Annotated in this window: 10 protein-coding genes; 8 read left to right on the forward strand and 2 right to left on the reverse strand. The window is 66.3% G+C overall.

Translation table 11 applies throughout. The features are described 5' to 3' along the window. Positions 1-126: 126 nt before the first annotated feature. The 3 genes from QW861_RS09085 (at position 127) to QW861_RS09095 (ending at position 3,061) form a co-directional block, all read left to right on the forward strand. Positions 127-1,260: an ABC transporter permease gene (locus tag QW861_RS09085; RefSeq protein ID WP_315713623.1), complete on the forward strand. Its 1,134-nt coding sequence runs from the start codon at positions 127-129 to the stop codon at positions 1,258-1,260. A 6-nt stretch (positions 1,261-1,266) separates the two neighbouring features. After that, positions 1,267-2,037 carry an ABC transporter ATP-binding protein gene (locus QW861_RS09090; protein WP_315753168.1) on the forward strand — a complete coding sequence of 257 codons (771 nt, stop codon included), beginning with the start codon at positions 1,267-1,269 and terminating at the stop codon, positions 2,035-2,037. A 151-nt stretch (positions 2,038-2,188) separates the two neighbouring features. Next, positions 2,189-3,061: an MlaD family protein gene (locus tag QW861_RS09095; RefSeq protein WP_315753167.1), complete on the forward strand. Its 873-nt coding sequence runs from the start codon at positions 2,189-2,191 to the stop codon at positions 3,059-3,061. Positions 3,062-3,344: 283 nt separating this feature from the next. Here the strand turns inward: QW861_RS09095 and QW861_RS09100 are convergent, their stop codons facing one another. After that, positions 3,345-8,957, reverse strand: coding sequence for a methyl-accepting chemotaxis protein (locus QW861_RS09100; RefSeq protein WP_315753166.1), 5,613 nt, complete (start codon positions 8,955-8,957; stop codon positions 3,345-3,347). A gap of 381 nt (positions 8,958-9,338) precedes the next feature. Between QW861_RS09100 and QW861_RS09105 the strand changes: the two genes are divergently transcribed. Together QW861_RS09105 and QW861_RS09110 are read left to right on the forward strand one after the other, a co-directional pair. Continuing rightward, on the forward strand, positions 9,339-9,713 hold the full coding sequence (locus tag QW861_RS09105) for an Hpt domain-containing protein (protein WP_315753165.1): 375 nt from the start codon (positions 9,339-9,341) through the stop codon (positions 9,711-9,713). Between the two features lie 83 nt (positions 9,714-9,796). Continuing rightward, positions 9,797-10,117, forward strand: coding sequence for a 2Fe-2S iron-sulfur cluster-binding protein (locus QW861_RS09110; RefSeq protein WP_172115065.1), 321 nt, complete (start codon positions 9,797-9,799; stop codon positions 10,115-10,117). Positions 10,118-10,167: 50 nt separating this feature from the next. Here the strand turns inward: QW861_RS09110 and QW861_RS09115 are convergent, their stop codons facing one another. Beyond that, on the reverse strand, positions 10,168-10,632 hold the full coding sequence (locus QW861_RS09115; protein ID WP_316186962.1) for an acyl-CoA thioesterase: 465 nt from the start codon (positions 10,630-10,632) through the stop codon (positions 10,168-10,170). Positions 10,633-10,806: 174 nt separating this feature from the next. On the opposite strand from QW861_RS09115, the gene QW861_RS09120 reads away from it, so the two are divergent. The 3 genes from QW861_RS09120 (at position 10,807) to QW861_RS09130 (ending at position 13,074) form a co-directional block, all read left to right on the forward strand. After that, complete coding sequence (locus QW861_RS09120; protein ID WP_315712687.1) at positions 10,807-11,835, forward strand: NAD(P)/FAD-dependent oxidoreductase; 1,029 nt, start codon at positions 10,807-10,809, stop codon at positions 11,833-11,835. A gap of 172 nt (positions 11,836-12,007) precedes the next feature. Continuing rightward, positions 12,008-12,616 carry a DUF2147 domain-containing protein gene (locus QW861_RS09125; protein WP_316167239.1) on the forward strand — a complete coding sequence of 203 codons (609 nt, stop codon included), beginning with the start codon at positions 12,008-12,010 and terminating at the stop codon, positions 12,614-12,616. 77 nt (positions 12,617-12,693) lie between these two features. Continuing rightward, the gene (locus QW861_RS09130) at positions 12,694-13,074 is read left to right on the forward strand and encodes a DUF3551 domain-containing protein (protein WP_316167123.1); all 381 of its coding nucleotides are present in this window, start codon (positions 12,694-12,696) and stop codon (positions 13,072-13,074) included. Positions 13,075-13,214 lie beyond the last annotated feature (140 nt).

Consider the following 13,214-nt stretch of genomic DNA (forward strand, 5'->3'; position numbering starts at 1 on the left):
GGCGCTTGGGACTTGCGCGATCTGACCGACTATGGCTGTTGATAGTGGTCTCCGGCAAGGTGGTAGCGACGCGGTGGGATTTTTCTCGTCAAGGAGCGGACGTCCAAGGCTCCGAGGATGGCCGTCGTGAAGGGCGGCCCTGATTTGCAGCGCAGTGGCGATGGCAACGCGCTGTCGCTGCGCGCGACCGGCGCCTGGACTGCGCCCTTTGCGCCGTCGCTCGAACGGCTCGTCGCCGATGCCGAAAAGCTCGCCGGCAAGAAGATCGATGTCTCCATCGACGTCTCCCAAGTCTCCAAGCTCGACACGTTCGGTGCCTGGCTGATCGAGCGGCTGCGCCGCAGCTTCACGACCGGAACCGTCGAGGTCCGGATCGATGGGCTCTCTGCGAACTACGCCAGCCTGGTCGACGAGGTTCGACGCGTCAGCACCGCGCCCAATGGCGACGCGACGATGGTGACCATCACCGGCATGCTCGGCCAGATCGGTCTCAGTGTCGCCGGCATCTTCGGCACGATCGCCGCGCTGATCGACATGCTCGGCGCCGTGATCGTCGCCAGCGGCCGGGTCCTCATTCATCCCCGCAGCTTCCGATTGACCTCGACCATCCATCATCTCGAGCAGGTGTGCTGGCGCGCGGTGCCGATCATCGTGCTGATCACCTTCCTGATCGGCTGCATCATCGCTCAGCAGGGCATCTTCCATTTCCGAAGGTTCGGCGCCGACATCTTCGTCGTCGACATGCTCGGCGTGCTGGTGCTGCGCGAGATCGGCGTGCTGCTGGTGGCGATCATGATCGCGGGCCGGTCGGGTAGCGCCTACACGGCCGAGCTCGGCTCGATGAAGATGCGCGAGGAGATCGACGCGCTGCGCACAATGGGCTTCGATCCGATCGAGGTCCTGATCCTGCCGCGCATGCTCGCGCTGGTGATCGCACTGCCGATCCTGGCCTTCCTCGGCGACATCGCCGCGCTCTATGGCGGTGGGCTGGTGGCTTGGTTCTATGGCGGCGTCGATCCCGAGGCCTTCCTGCTGCGCCTGCGCGATGCGATCTCGATCGATCATTTCAAGGTCGGGCTGCTCAAGGCGCCGGTGATGGCGGCGGTGATCGGGATCGTCGCCTGCGTCGAAGGACTGGCAGTGCAGGGCAGTGCCGAGTCGCTGGGGCGCCACACCACTTCGTCGGTGGTGAAGGGCATCTTCTTCGTCATCGTGATGGACGGCGTGTTCGCGATCTTCTTCGCCGCGGTCGGGATGTGAGCTGAGATGACGCAGGAGGTCTCCGATCCGATCATCCGCGTGCGTGACGTTACCGTGCAGTTCGGCAAGACGCGCGTGCTCGACGGGCTCGACCTCGACGTCAAGCGCGGCGAGATCCTGGGCTTCGTCGGTCCATCCGGCGCCGGCAAGTCGGTGCTGACGCGCACCATCATCGGCCTCGTGCCGAAGCTGTCGGGCAACATCGAGGTGTTCGGCGTCGATCTCGACGCCGCCGATCGTGCCGGCCGCCGCGCCGTCGAGCGGCGCTGGGGCGTGCTGTTCCAGCAGGGCGCGTTGTTCTCCTCGCTCACCGTGCGGCAGAACATCCAGTTCCCGGTCCGGGAGTATCTCAAGGTCTCGCAGCGTCTGCTCGACGAGATCATGATCGCAAAGCTGGTGATGGTCGGATTGCGGCCCGATGTTGCTGATCGTTTCCCGAGCGAGCTGTCGGGGGGCATGATCAAGCGCGTGGCGCTGGCACGCGCGCTCGCGCTCGATCCGGAGCTGGTGTTCCTCGATGAGCCGACCTCGGGGCTCGACCCGATCGGCGCCGGCGATTTCGACGAGCTCGTCCGGACCCTGCAGCGCACTTTGGGACTGACGGTTTTCATGGTAACCCATGATCTCGACAGCCTGTATACGGCGTGCGACCGCATCGCCGTGCTGGGCGACGGCAAGATTATCGCCGCGGGATCGATGGCCGACATGCAGGCCTCGGAACATCCGTGGCTCCGACAGTATTTCCACGGCAAGCGTGCCCGAGCCGTGATGGGGTAGCGCGACGCGCCCCAGGGACGATTTTTGTGAGCGGGAGTGGGGACTGCCGCGACAAAGTTGATGGGGTGGGTGCCGCTGTCCGGCGCCAACCGACAGTGCACGGAAGCGGGGGCCGGATGACCACCGCGACGTGCCGGTACCGGAGTTGGTAATGGAAACGCGGGCGAATTACGTCCTGATCGGGTCGTTCACGCTGGCTGTGATTGCCGCGGCGATCGGATTTGTCCTCTGGTTTCAGAGCCTGCACACGACCAAGCAGCGCAGCCCGCTGCGGGTCGTGTTCGAGGGTCCGGCCGCGGGTCTGCGCAACGGCGGCAGCGTCAACTTCAATGGTATCCGGGTCGGTGAGGTCATCTCGGTCAAGCTCGACAATCCGCGCCGCGTCGTCGCGCTGGCGATGGTCGAGAACAACGCACCGATCCGCAAGGACACCCTGGTCGGGCTCGAGTTCCAGGGCCTGACCGGCGTCGCCGCGATCTCGCTGAAGGGCGGCGAGGAGGCTGCGCCGCCGCCGCCGCTCGACGAGGATGGCGTGCCGGTGCTGCGTGCCGATCCGACCCGGCTGCAGGACGTGACCGAAGCGATCCGAGCCACCTTACAGAACATCAACAAGGTGGTCGCGGACAACCAGGACGCCGTGAAGAACTCGATCAAGAATCTCGAGGTGTTCACCCAGTCGCTGGCCCGCAATTCCGAGCGCATCGATGGCGTCATGAGCCGTGTCGACGGCATCATGGGCAAGGCCGATACCCTGATGCTCGGTCTCAACACGCTGGCCGGCGGCAAGGATGGCGGCGAGCTGTTCCTGACGGTGAAATCGATCCGGGAGCTCGCCGAGGATCTGGACAAGCGCTCCGGCGCGCTGATGGCCGATGGACGGCGCACGCTGTCCGACATCAGCCGCGCCGTGAACAATTTCGACCGCAATCCGACCCGGGTCCTGTTCGGGGCCAGCAACGCCAGCCCGAGCAACGCCCAGGCCTCGCAGCCCGCGCCCGCGGCGCCCACCAGCGGGCGGCGGTGAGGGAGGCGGGCGGGCGCAGGGCGTAGCGAGAGGCAGCGCCTCGGTGCCCTCCGCGGCGATGCACCGATTGCTCCACGCTCGGCTTGGCATTGTCCCGTCTCATGCTGACTGGCATCCCGGGCGCCTGCAACGACGGCTGCCGTGCCGGTCGGGCCGGCGACGGGCAAATCCGAAAACGCTTCACTGGACCCCGATAAGCGAAACGGAGGCCTCGCGGCCTCCGTTCTCTATTCTCATCGCGGTCGGCTCCTCGCCATCCGCTAGTCGCTGTTCGCTGCTCCCGTCACGCCAGCCTTCCGGCGGCGTGGGCGAGCAAGGTGTAGACCAGCCCGGTCTCCGAGGTGAGCTGGGCACGCAGCGCCTGCGGATTGCGGTCGTCGCGTGCGACCTCGTCGAGCAGCCGCTCGAACTCGGTGATGTAGCGGTCCACCGTCTGCTTGAAGGTACGGTCGGCGCGGTACTTGCGGGCGACCTCGTCGAACGCCTTCTGGCCGGCCGGGGTGTAGAGACGCTTGGAGAACGCCTTGGTCTCGCCCCGCTGGTAGCGGTCCCACATCTCGGCCGCGAGATTGCGGTCCATCAGCCGTGCGATGTCGAGCGACAGCGACTCCAGCGGATTGCCCGACTGCTGCGCCGGACCGCGGCCACGCGGCGGCTGGGGCTGGCCGGCGGTGCTGTTGTCGGCCCGGTTGAGCAGGTCGGACAGCCAGTTGTCGCTGCGCTGATCGGCGACCGGACCCATCGGCGGCGCCTCGACCCGGCGTGGCTGCGGCGGCGGGGCCGGCGGCTGCATGCCGAGATCCGGCGGCGGCAGGTTGGCGACGCTGGTCGCAGCCGGCTCGCGCAGGCGCATGTCCGGCCGGCCGCCGACGGCTGCGGCGACGATCGGCTCTTCCTGACGGATCACGGCCGCTGGCGCCGCGACCGCGGCGGGACGCGACGCGCTGACCACGTCGAGACCGCGGCCGTGATGCGCGACGATCCGGTTGAGTTCGGCCAGCGCCTCGATCTGGTCGACGATGACCTTGCGCATCTGCGCCGTGCTCTCGGCGGCCTCCTGCGGCATCTCCAGCACGCCGCGGCGCAGCTCGTTGCGCGTCGCCTCGAGCTCGCGATGCATCTCGGCGGTCATCTGCTTCATGCTCGACACCAGCGTGGCGAACTTCTCCGCCGACTGCTTGAACATCGCATCGGCTTCCTGCGTGCTCTGCTGGTAGATCTCCTGCATCTGCGACGTGGTGAGGCGGCGTTCCTCCTCGGCGTTGGCGCGGATGGCCTCGAACTGGCGGCTGAGCGCGGTCGAGCCGGCCCCCGCCGTTTCCGCCACGACCCGGGCGATGTCGCGGGCGCGCTCCTCGGCGGCCGCCAAGGACTCGTCGAGCAGGGTGGTGAAGCGCGTCAGACGCTGGTCGAGATCGGCGGTGCGCAGATCGATGGTGGTGACCAGCGATTCCAGCGTCGTCTTGCGATCCGAGATCGAGACGGTCGCATCGCGGTTGCTCTGCTCGACGATGGCCGCCGCCTCGATCAGCGCCTTGCCATGCGCGTCGAACTGGCCGGACAGCGAGTTTAGATCCTCCAGCGCCCGCGACGTCTTGGAGTTGAACACGTTGAGCTGGTCCTCGAGCGTCTGCGTCGCGGTGCCGTTGCGCGCGGTGACGTCGTTCATCGCGGTGACGAAGTCGGCCACCCGGGTGACCAGCGCCCGCTCCAGCGAGTTGAGGTTGTCGTGGGCGCCGGTCAGGACCTCCTGCAGCAGGATGTTGCCCTCGCGCAGACGTTCGAACAGGGCGACCGTGTCGGTGCGCAGGATCTTGCTCGTCTCCTGCATCTCCGTGACCGCAGCCACCGAGACCTGGCGCGACTGCTCGATCGCCGCGCGCGAGGCCTGCTCCAGCTCCTTGAGCGACTTGGTGATCGCGGTGGTCGCGAGCTCTCCCGCCGAGGTGATGGTGCGGGCGACCTCGGAGCCGTTGCCATTGACGCTCTGGGCGAAGTTCTGGCCGCGGACCTCGATCGCCTTCAGCGCGTCGGTGGTGACGCGATCGATCTCGATCGTGAGCTGGTTGGTCTTCGAGTTGAGTGCCTCCACAAGGGTGCCGCGCTTGCCGTCGAGCATCTGCGACAGCCGCTCGCTCTGCTGCTGCACATAGGTGACGATCTCGTCGGTCTTGCCGGTCATGGCCGAGCCGAACGAGTTGCCGGCGGCGAGCACCGAGCGCTCGATCTCGGTCGAGGTCGACTTGACCCGCGTGGAGACCTCGTTGGAGGCGGCGACGAGCGCGCTCTGCGCATTGAGCGCGCTGCTCTGGATCGCATCGGTGGTGTTCGCCGCGACGGAATTGATGACGCGCTCGATCTCCGACGACATCGCCTTGAGCTGGCCCGCGGTGTCGGTGGAGGTGGCGGTCAGCAGGTTCTGTGCCTCGCGCGCGCCGCCGACGATCACCGCGACCGTCTCGGTCGTGGTCGTCGTCAGCACCGCCTGGGCTTCGCGTGCGCTGCCGACCAGGGTGGCCGCGGTGTCGGCCGACGTGGCGGTCAGCGACATCTGCGCCTGGCGCGCGCTGTTGAGGATCGAGGTCGCGGTATCGGCGCCGACGGACGACAGCGTCCGCTCGACGTCGACGGCCAGCGACTTGACGTGCTCGGTTGCTTCCGTCGAGGCGGTGACGAGCTTCGACTGGACGTCGCGGGCGCTGTCGACGATCGCTGCGGCCGTGCTGGTTCCGACCGCGGCGAGCGTGCGCTCGACGTCGGCCGCCAGCGACTTGACGTGATTGGCCGCTTCGGACGAAGCGCTGATCAGCGTGCTCTGCGCTTCCCGGGCGCCGCCGGTGATCGTTTCCGCGGTGGTCGTCCCCGCGATCGACAGCGAGCGCTGGACGTCGACGGTCAGCGCCTTGACCTGTTCGGCCGCTTCGCTCGATGCCGCGAGCAGGGCATGCTGGGCATCACGGGCGCCCGCCGTGATGGCTTCGGCGGTTTCCGTCCCGGCACTGGTCAGCGAGCGCTGCACGTCGGCTGCGAGCGACTTCACGTGCTCGGCCGCGTTGGAGGAGGCGGACACCAGCGTGTTCTGGACCTCGCGTGCACCGGCGAGGATCGAGGCTGCCGTGGCCGAGCCGGCGGCCGTCAGCGCCTGCTCGACGTCGACGGCGAGCGACTTGACGTGGGTGGCGGCATCGGAGGAGGCGGACACCAGCGTGTTCTGGGCCTCGCGCGCACCGGCGAGGATCGAGGCTGCGGTGGTCGAGCCTGCCGCCGTGAGCGTGCGCTCGACGTCGGCCGACAGCGACTTGATCTGGTCGGCGGTCTCGCCGGAGGCCGCGACCAGCGTGGCCTGGGCCTCCCGTGCACTGGTCAGGACGGCCTCGGCCGCGCTGCTGCCTGCGTTCGACAGGGCACGCTCGACCTCGGCGGAGGTGTTCTTCAACTGCGATCCGACGTCGGTCGAGACGTTGAGCAGCGCCTGCTGTGCCGAGCGGGCCCCGGTCTGGATGGTCTCGCTGGTGTTGACCACGAGGTTGGTCAGCGCCCGCTCCGCATCTTCCACATGCGACTTGATGCTGGCGGACAGCAGCTCGGCGCGCGTCATCAGTTCGTCGCTCGCCTGGCGGCCGCTGCTCTCGATGCGGCCGGCCACGGCCTCGACGCGCGAGCCGAGCAGGTCCTCGAACTGCGACACGCGATGGTCGATGTCCTTGGCGATCGAGCCGACGCGGGTCTCGATGCCCTGATGGATGTCCTGGAAGCGCGCGGTGACGGCTTCGGTCAGCTCGTAGCTGCGGCCGTCGATGATGTTCGACAGGCTGTGGATGCGCTGATCGATCGCTTCGAGCGCCTTGTCGGTGCCGTCAGTCAGCGAGGAGGTCAGTATGTTGAGGCGGGAATCGATCGACTGGATCGCCTGCGCCGAGCCATCGGTCAGCGAGGAGGTCAGCACGGTCAGCCGCGAGTCGATCGCGTGCAGCACCTGGGCAGCGCCGTCGGTCAGCGAGTTGGACAGAGTGCCGAGGCGGCCTTCGATCGTCGAGGTGACCGAGGTCGCGCGGTTGTCGAAGTTCTCCTCGAGCGACTTGAGGCGGCCCTCGACGCTGTCGTCGAAGGTCTTGATCTTCGCATCGAGCGAGGTGTCGAGGGTGGTGATGCGGGCCTGCAGATTGGTCTCGAACTGGTTCAGCCGCTGATCCAGCGTCGCCGTGATCTCACCGCTGTTGGACGACAGCCGCGTATCGAACGTATCGACATAGGACTTGAGATTGTCGGAGATTTCCTGGGTCCGCTGGCCCATGCGCTCGACGATCTCGCCGCCATAGGTCTTCACCGTGCGGTCGAATTCGGTGATGTGCCGGGTGATCAGCGCGCCCAGCGTCGAGCTGTCGCGTGCGAAGCGCTCGGCGAGCTCGGTGCCCTGGTTCTTCACCAGCTCGTCGAAGGCGCTGATCTGGATCGACAGCGTGTCGTGGGTGCTCTCGGTCTGGCTCACGACCTTGGCGACCAGTGAATTGACGGTCGCATCGAGCGACTCGCTCGCCTTCTCGCCTGACGTGACGATGTGGCCGGACATGCGCTGGCTCGCCTCGTCGATCTTGGTGACGAGATCGCCGCTGCGCAGCTCGAGCTCCAGCAGGAGGGACTCGCCGGACGCCTTGAGCTGGTCGTGAACCTGCTCGGTTCGCACCGAGATGCCGTCGACGATGGCCGCCGTGCGCTGCTCGAACTCGCTGGTGATGCGGTCGATGCGCTCGTTGAGCATCTCGTGGACTCGGTCCGACAGGTCGGCGAACTCGTCGTGGACGTGGCCGGTCTTGAAATTGAGGCTGGTGGTGAGCCGCTCCGAGGCGTCGAGCACGGCGCGGGTGGTCTCGGCGCTGGCCTCTTCGAGCCGGTCGAGCAGATCGCCGCCGCGCTCGCCGAGCGCGAGGATCATGTTGTCGCCGGCGTTGCCGAGCGCGGCCGTGATGTGGGCGCCGCGCTCTTCCAGCGCGCCGGTGATGCTCTTGGCGACCTCGTCGACCCGCGAGGCGATCGCGTCCGAGATCAGCGCGATGTCGTGGCGAAGGTCGATCTGGACGCCCGAGATGGCGCTGCGGACCTGCTCGGCCTGGCCCACGAGGTTGTCGCGCTGATGGGCGATGTCCTGGAGCAGGGCGCGGATGCGGACCTCGTTGTCGCTGTAGGCGCGCTCGAGCGCCGCAACCTCGTTGGCGACCAGCATCTCGAGCTCGCCTGCGCGAGCGATCGCGCGCTCGACGCCGTCGCCCATCGCCGCGACCTCGCGGCGGATGGCCTGGCCGACGGTCACGATCGAATCGCTGACGGCGCCTTCCGGCTCGGAGAAGCGGATCGCGACCTGCGCCATCGACTGCGCGATCATGCGCAGCTCCTGGCCGCGCCAAGCGAGGCTCGCGAGGAAATAGAACAGCAGAACCGGGGCAAAGAACACTGCGGCGAGGCCTGCCATGACCAGCACGCCGCCGCTCTGGCCGATCAAGGTCTGCAAAGCGGGCAGGAAGCCGATGGTCAGCAGGACGCAGCCGACGATCCAGATGCCTGCAAAGGCGGTTGCCAGCGTGTAGACGCCGCGTGACGGGCGGCCCTTTTGGATCGCCTGCAGCAATTGGCCGATAGTCTCGCGGTCGTCATTGGCCGGGCGGCGCGCGGCGAGCGGCGGCGGCTCGATCTCGTCAAGGCTGCTGCGGTCGATGCCCGGACGGGAGTCGAACGAATCCAGACTGGACACGCCGTTCGGCATGACGGGCGGAGCCCCGTCAGCGTGGACCGAGCCCTGCGAGTCCGTGGGCGCGGACGAATCGCTGATGTTCAAAGCCTCCTGAATGGCGGACAGCGCAACTTCAGTCGGGTCTTTGACCTTTTTCGGAGTGTTCGCCATGTTGAGTCCGAGCCCTCGTCTTAATTTCGATCCGGCGAGCCGCGTACGAGTGCCCTCTCGTAACGCTCGAACCGGACGTCATCCCTCGCAGGCACCAGGGGTGGCAAATTCCGCCAGGTGACCCACTCCATCCGGGCATCATCCTATTGGCTGTGCCTGTTGAAAGAAATGGCCGTGGTTAAGAGATTCTTAATCATCGTTAACAGCAGCCGCCGTTAACACTCTAGAAGTTCTGCGAATTCCCGTTTCTGCCGTGATTGGGGCAGAGCCGGGCCCAAATCGCGGCAAACCCGCGGCAATTGGGCCGGTAACAATGCATTAACCATTGTCGTGCTTGGCTTACCATAGGCGCGCGAGGCGCGCCCGGACCGGATTGCCGCCATGATTCCCGACCTTTCACGGATCGAATGGATGCCCTCGCCCCCGCTGGTTCCCGATGACGGGCCGATCAGCCTGGACCTGCTGCGCCGGATGACGCTCGGCGACAGCGCGCTCGAGCGCGAGGTGCTCGCCATGTTCTCCAGCCAGGCCGTCCGCCTGCTGGAGCGGTTGCAGGTGATGCCCGAGGATGCCGCCACCGTCGCCCACACGCTGAAGGGCTCGGCCCGCGCCGTCGGCGCGCTCGACGTCGCCGACGCGGCGGAAGGGCTCGAAGCGGCGCTGCGGGCGGGCGATCCGGCCGATGCGCTGGCCTGGCTCGGCACGGCGATCGCGCAGGCCCGCGCGGCGATTTCGGAGATGCTCGGCGCGGCCTGAGCGGCCGGCGGCAGCACTAGCGCGGAGCGGAGCGGTCCGTTATAGGACAGCCCGACCTCATTTCCTGCGCAGCACGAGCACACATGGCCAAGATCACCTTTGTCGACCATACCGGCGAATCCCGAACCGTTGACATCGAAAACGGCGCGACCGTGATGGAAGCGGCGATCCGCAACGCCATTCCCGGCATCGAGGCCGAATGTGGCGGCGCGTGCGCCTGCGCGACTTGCCATGTCTATGTCGACGAAGCCTGGCGCGAGAAGGTCGGCCCGCCGACCCCGATGGAAGAGGACATGCTCGATTTCGGCTACGATGTCCGGCCGAATTCCCGTCTTTCCTGCCAGATCAAGGTCTCCGACGAACTCGACGGCCTCGTCGTCGCCACCCCCGAGCGTCAGGCCTGACCGTTCGCCTCGCGCCCTCATCGCCGCGCTTCGGCTGATCGCCGCCAGGCCTATGCCGGCGGCGCGATCGCCATGCCGCGGCGGACCCAGGGCTGTAGCGCAGCAACGAGATTCGGCGTCAGCGGCGCCGGTTTGCGCGTCACCTCGTCGATCAGGACCATGACCGCGGTGGCCGACGCCACGCAGCGCCCGTCCGAGAACACGACCTGCTCGCAGGTCACCGACGTGCGCCCCAGCCTCACGACCCCCAGTCCCAGTTCGATCGTGCCCGGCCAGCGCAGCTCGGCCCGGAAATGCATGTCCAGCCGCACCATGATCCAGGCCAGCCCGTCCTGGGTCAGGCCATGGCGCGGGTCTTTCATCAAGGTCACCCGGCCGGTCTCGAAGTAGGTCGCGTAGACCGCATTGTTGACGTGCTGGTTGGGATCGAGGTCGCCGAAGCGGACATTGTCCGCGAGGCGGTAGGGAAAGTCCTCCAGGCGTGGCGCGTGGTCGCGGCGGGCCGTCTCTGTCACCGATTGATCTCCATCATTCATGTCCCCTTCAAACCCGGCTAAGGCCACCGCTGCAAGCCGCGCGCGAGCCAGGGGCGGCTTTTGTGCCTTCCCTGCGACCACACCAATGGCTACAAATTCGGAACCGCCATCTGCCGCCATCCGTCGAGCGGCGCCTCCAACGAGAAGAGCGACATGAGCGAAGCGATCAAGACCGATGTGCTGATCATTGGCGCGGGCCCTTGCGGACTGTTTGCCGTTTTTGAACTGGGGCTGCTCGACATCAAGGCGCATCTGATCGACATCCTCGACAAGGTCGGCGGCCAATGCGCCGAGCTGTATCCGGAGAAGCCGATCTACGACATTCCCGGCGTGCCGATGGTGACGGGGCAGGGCCTCACCGATCAATTGATGGAGCAGATCAAGCCGTTCAGTCCGACCTTCCATCTCGGCGAGATGGTCGAGAAGGTCGAAAAGATCGGCGATCCCGGTTTTCGCGTCACCACCGATGCCGGCAAGGTGTTCGAGTGCAAGGTCGTGGTGATCGCGGCCGGGGGCGGCTCGTTCCAGCCCAAGCGCCCGCCGGTGCCGGGCATCGAGGCCTATGAAGGCACCTCGGTATTCTATGCCGTGCGCAAGATGGAGCAGTTCCGCGACAAGAATGTCGTCATCGTTGGCGGCGGTGACTCCGCGCTCGACTGGACGCTCAACCTGCACCCCATCGCGAAGCGCATCACGCTCGTTCATCGCCGCGACGACTTCCGTGCCGCGCCCCACAGCGTCGAGCAGATGCGCGCGCTCGTCGCCGGCGGCAAGATGGATCTGCGCATCGGCCAGGTGACGGCGCTCGAAGGCGCCAATGGCCAGCTGTCGGCTGCGACGATCAAGGGCAACGACAACGCGGTCGAGACCGTCCCCTGCGAGATGATGCTGCCATTCTTCGGACTGACGATGAAACTCGGTCCGGTTGCCGAGTGGGGCCTCGCGCTCGAGCACAATCTCATTCCGGTCGAGACCTCTGCCTTCGAGACCTCCGTGCCCGGCATCTTCGCGATCGGCGACATCAACACCTATCCCGGCAAGATCAAGCTGATCCTGTGCGGCTTCCACGAGGGCGCGCTGATGGCGCAGAAGGCGCACCGCTACGTGTATCCGGAGAAGCGGCTGGTGTTCCAGTACACGACGTCGTCGTCGAGCCTGCAGAAGAAGCTCGGCGTCAACTAATTTGTCGGCGGTATGGAACCTTCCGCCGCCGGACCAACTCAAATGTGAAGAAATGTTTCCTGCGCGTGCCGGTTTCACCGGCGCGCCAGACCTGTTATGGGGCTGGAACGATGCATGAAACGGCCGTACTGTGCGGCCATTCATTTTGTGACTTGGTCAAGGTGAGATGATGATGCGCAATGCGTTTCCCCGACTTCGGCTGGTGCCTGGTGTGACGAAGCTCGCGATCGGCGCGCTCGTCGTTGCCGGTGCTCTGCTGACGCGGCCTGCGCTCGCGGCTGAGCCGACCGCGGCCGGTCTGTGGCAGAAGGTCGAGGATGGCAGGCCCGTCGGCTGGTTTCTCTTCATCGACCACGACGGCGTGTTCGAGGGCGTGATCGCCAAGACGTTTCCGCGTCCCGGCGACAATCCGAACGAGGTCTGTTCGAAGTGCAGCGATGACCGCAAGAATGCGCCAGTGCTCGGCATCTCCTTCGTGCGCGACATGAAGCGCGAGGGCCTGAAATACGAAGGCGGCAACGTGCTCAATCCGCGCGACGGCAACATCTGGAAGGCCAATATGCGGGTCAGTCCGGACGGGCAGACGCTGATCCTGCACGGCTATCTCGGCATCTCGCTGTTTGGCAAGGACGAGACCTGGACCCGCCTGCCGGACAGCAACATGGCGCAGATCGATCCTGCGATCCTCGCCAAATATCTGCCCTCGCAGGCGACGACGGCAACCGGCTCCGCCACCAAGCAGGCGCCTCCGATGATGAAGAAGCCGGCTGCAGTCAAGTAGACTGCTTCCGAACTGCGACCGTCCTCGCTCCTGGCCGACAAGGGATCGCGATCTCGGACACCGCGTCGGCGAAAAGCTTGATCCAGATCAACCGCGTGGTCGAGGACAAGGTCTCCATGATCATTCGAGCGTTGCTTGCCGGTGATCGTGCAGGCCATTGGCCGCAGCGGTTGGAATTCGACGAGGGAGCGATACTGATGCTGCGTTGGATCATCGCGGGGAGCGCGGCCATCTCCATGATCCCGATCGCCGCTGCTCAAACCTATGATTCCAATTATCCTGTCTGCCTACAAAGGTGGGAATGGGGTGGTAGCACCTATGTCGAATGCACCTATACGTCCTGGGATCAGTGTCGAAGGGCAGGCCGGGGCCTCGCGGCAATGTGCGGGAACAACCCATATTGGGCACAACGACAATCAGGATCGCTTGGCGGTGGTCGCCGTCGATTTGCGCGCTGAGCGTTGGGACGGCGAGGCCGACACGTTCTTCCAAGGCGGCCCGGCTCTCCATCCGCTCCCAACTCACCATGAGGTCCGCGATCTCGCCGCCCCGCAGCCCTTGTTCCTGAGCGCCCGCTCACGGAGGGGCGTCCCGAAAG

It is taken from the genome of Bradyrhizobium sp. SZCCHNRI1029, assembly GCF_032487555.1.
Lineage (GTDB): Bacteria > Pseudomonadota > Alphaproteobacteria > Rhizobiales > Xanthobacteraceae > Bradyrhizobium.

Excerpts from the sequence above, each read along its gene's own strand:
- QW861_RS09090 (WP_315753168.1), top strand. The coding sequence starts at position 1,267 with ATGACGCAGGAGGTCTCCGATCCGATCATCCGCGTGCGTGACGTTACC.
- QW861_RS09095 (WP_315753167.1), top strand. The coding sequence starts at position 2,189 with ATGGAAACGCGGGCGAATTACGTCCTGATCGGGTCGTTCACGCTGGCT.
- QW861_RS09100 (WP_315753166.1), bottom strand. The coding sequence starts at position 8,957 with ATGGCGAACACTCCGAAAAAGGTCAAAGACCCGACTGAAGTTGCGCTG.
- QW861_RS09105 (WP_315753165.1), top strand. The coding sequence starts at position 9,339 with ATGATTCCCGACCTTTCACGGATCGAATGGATGCCCTCGCCCCCGCTG.
- QW861_RS09110 (WP_172115065.1), top strand. The coding sequence starts at position 9,797 with ATGGCCAAGATCACCTTTGTCGACCATACCGGCGAATCCCGAACCGTT.
- QW861_RS09120 (WP_315712687.1), top strand. The coding sequence starts at position 10,807 with ATGAGCGAAGCGATCAAGACCGATGTGCTGATCATTGGCGCGGGCCCT.
- QW861_RS09125 (WP_316167239.1), top strand. The coding sequence starts at position 12,008 with ATGCGCAATGCGTTTCCCCGACTTCGGCTGGTGCCTGGTGTGACGAAG.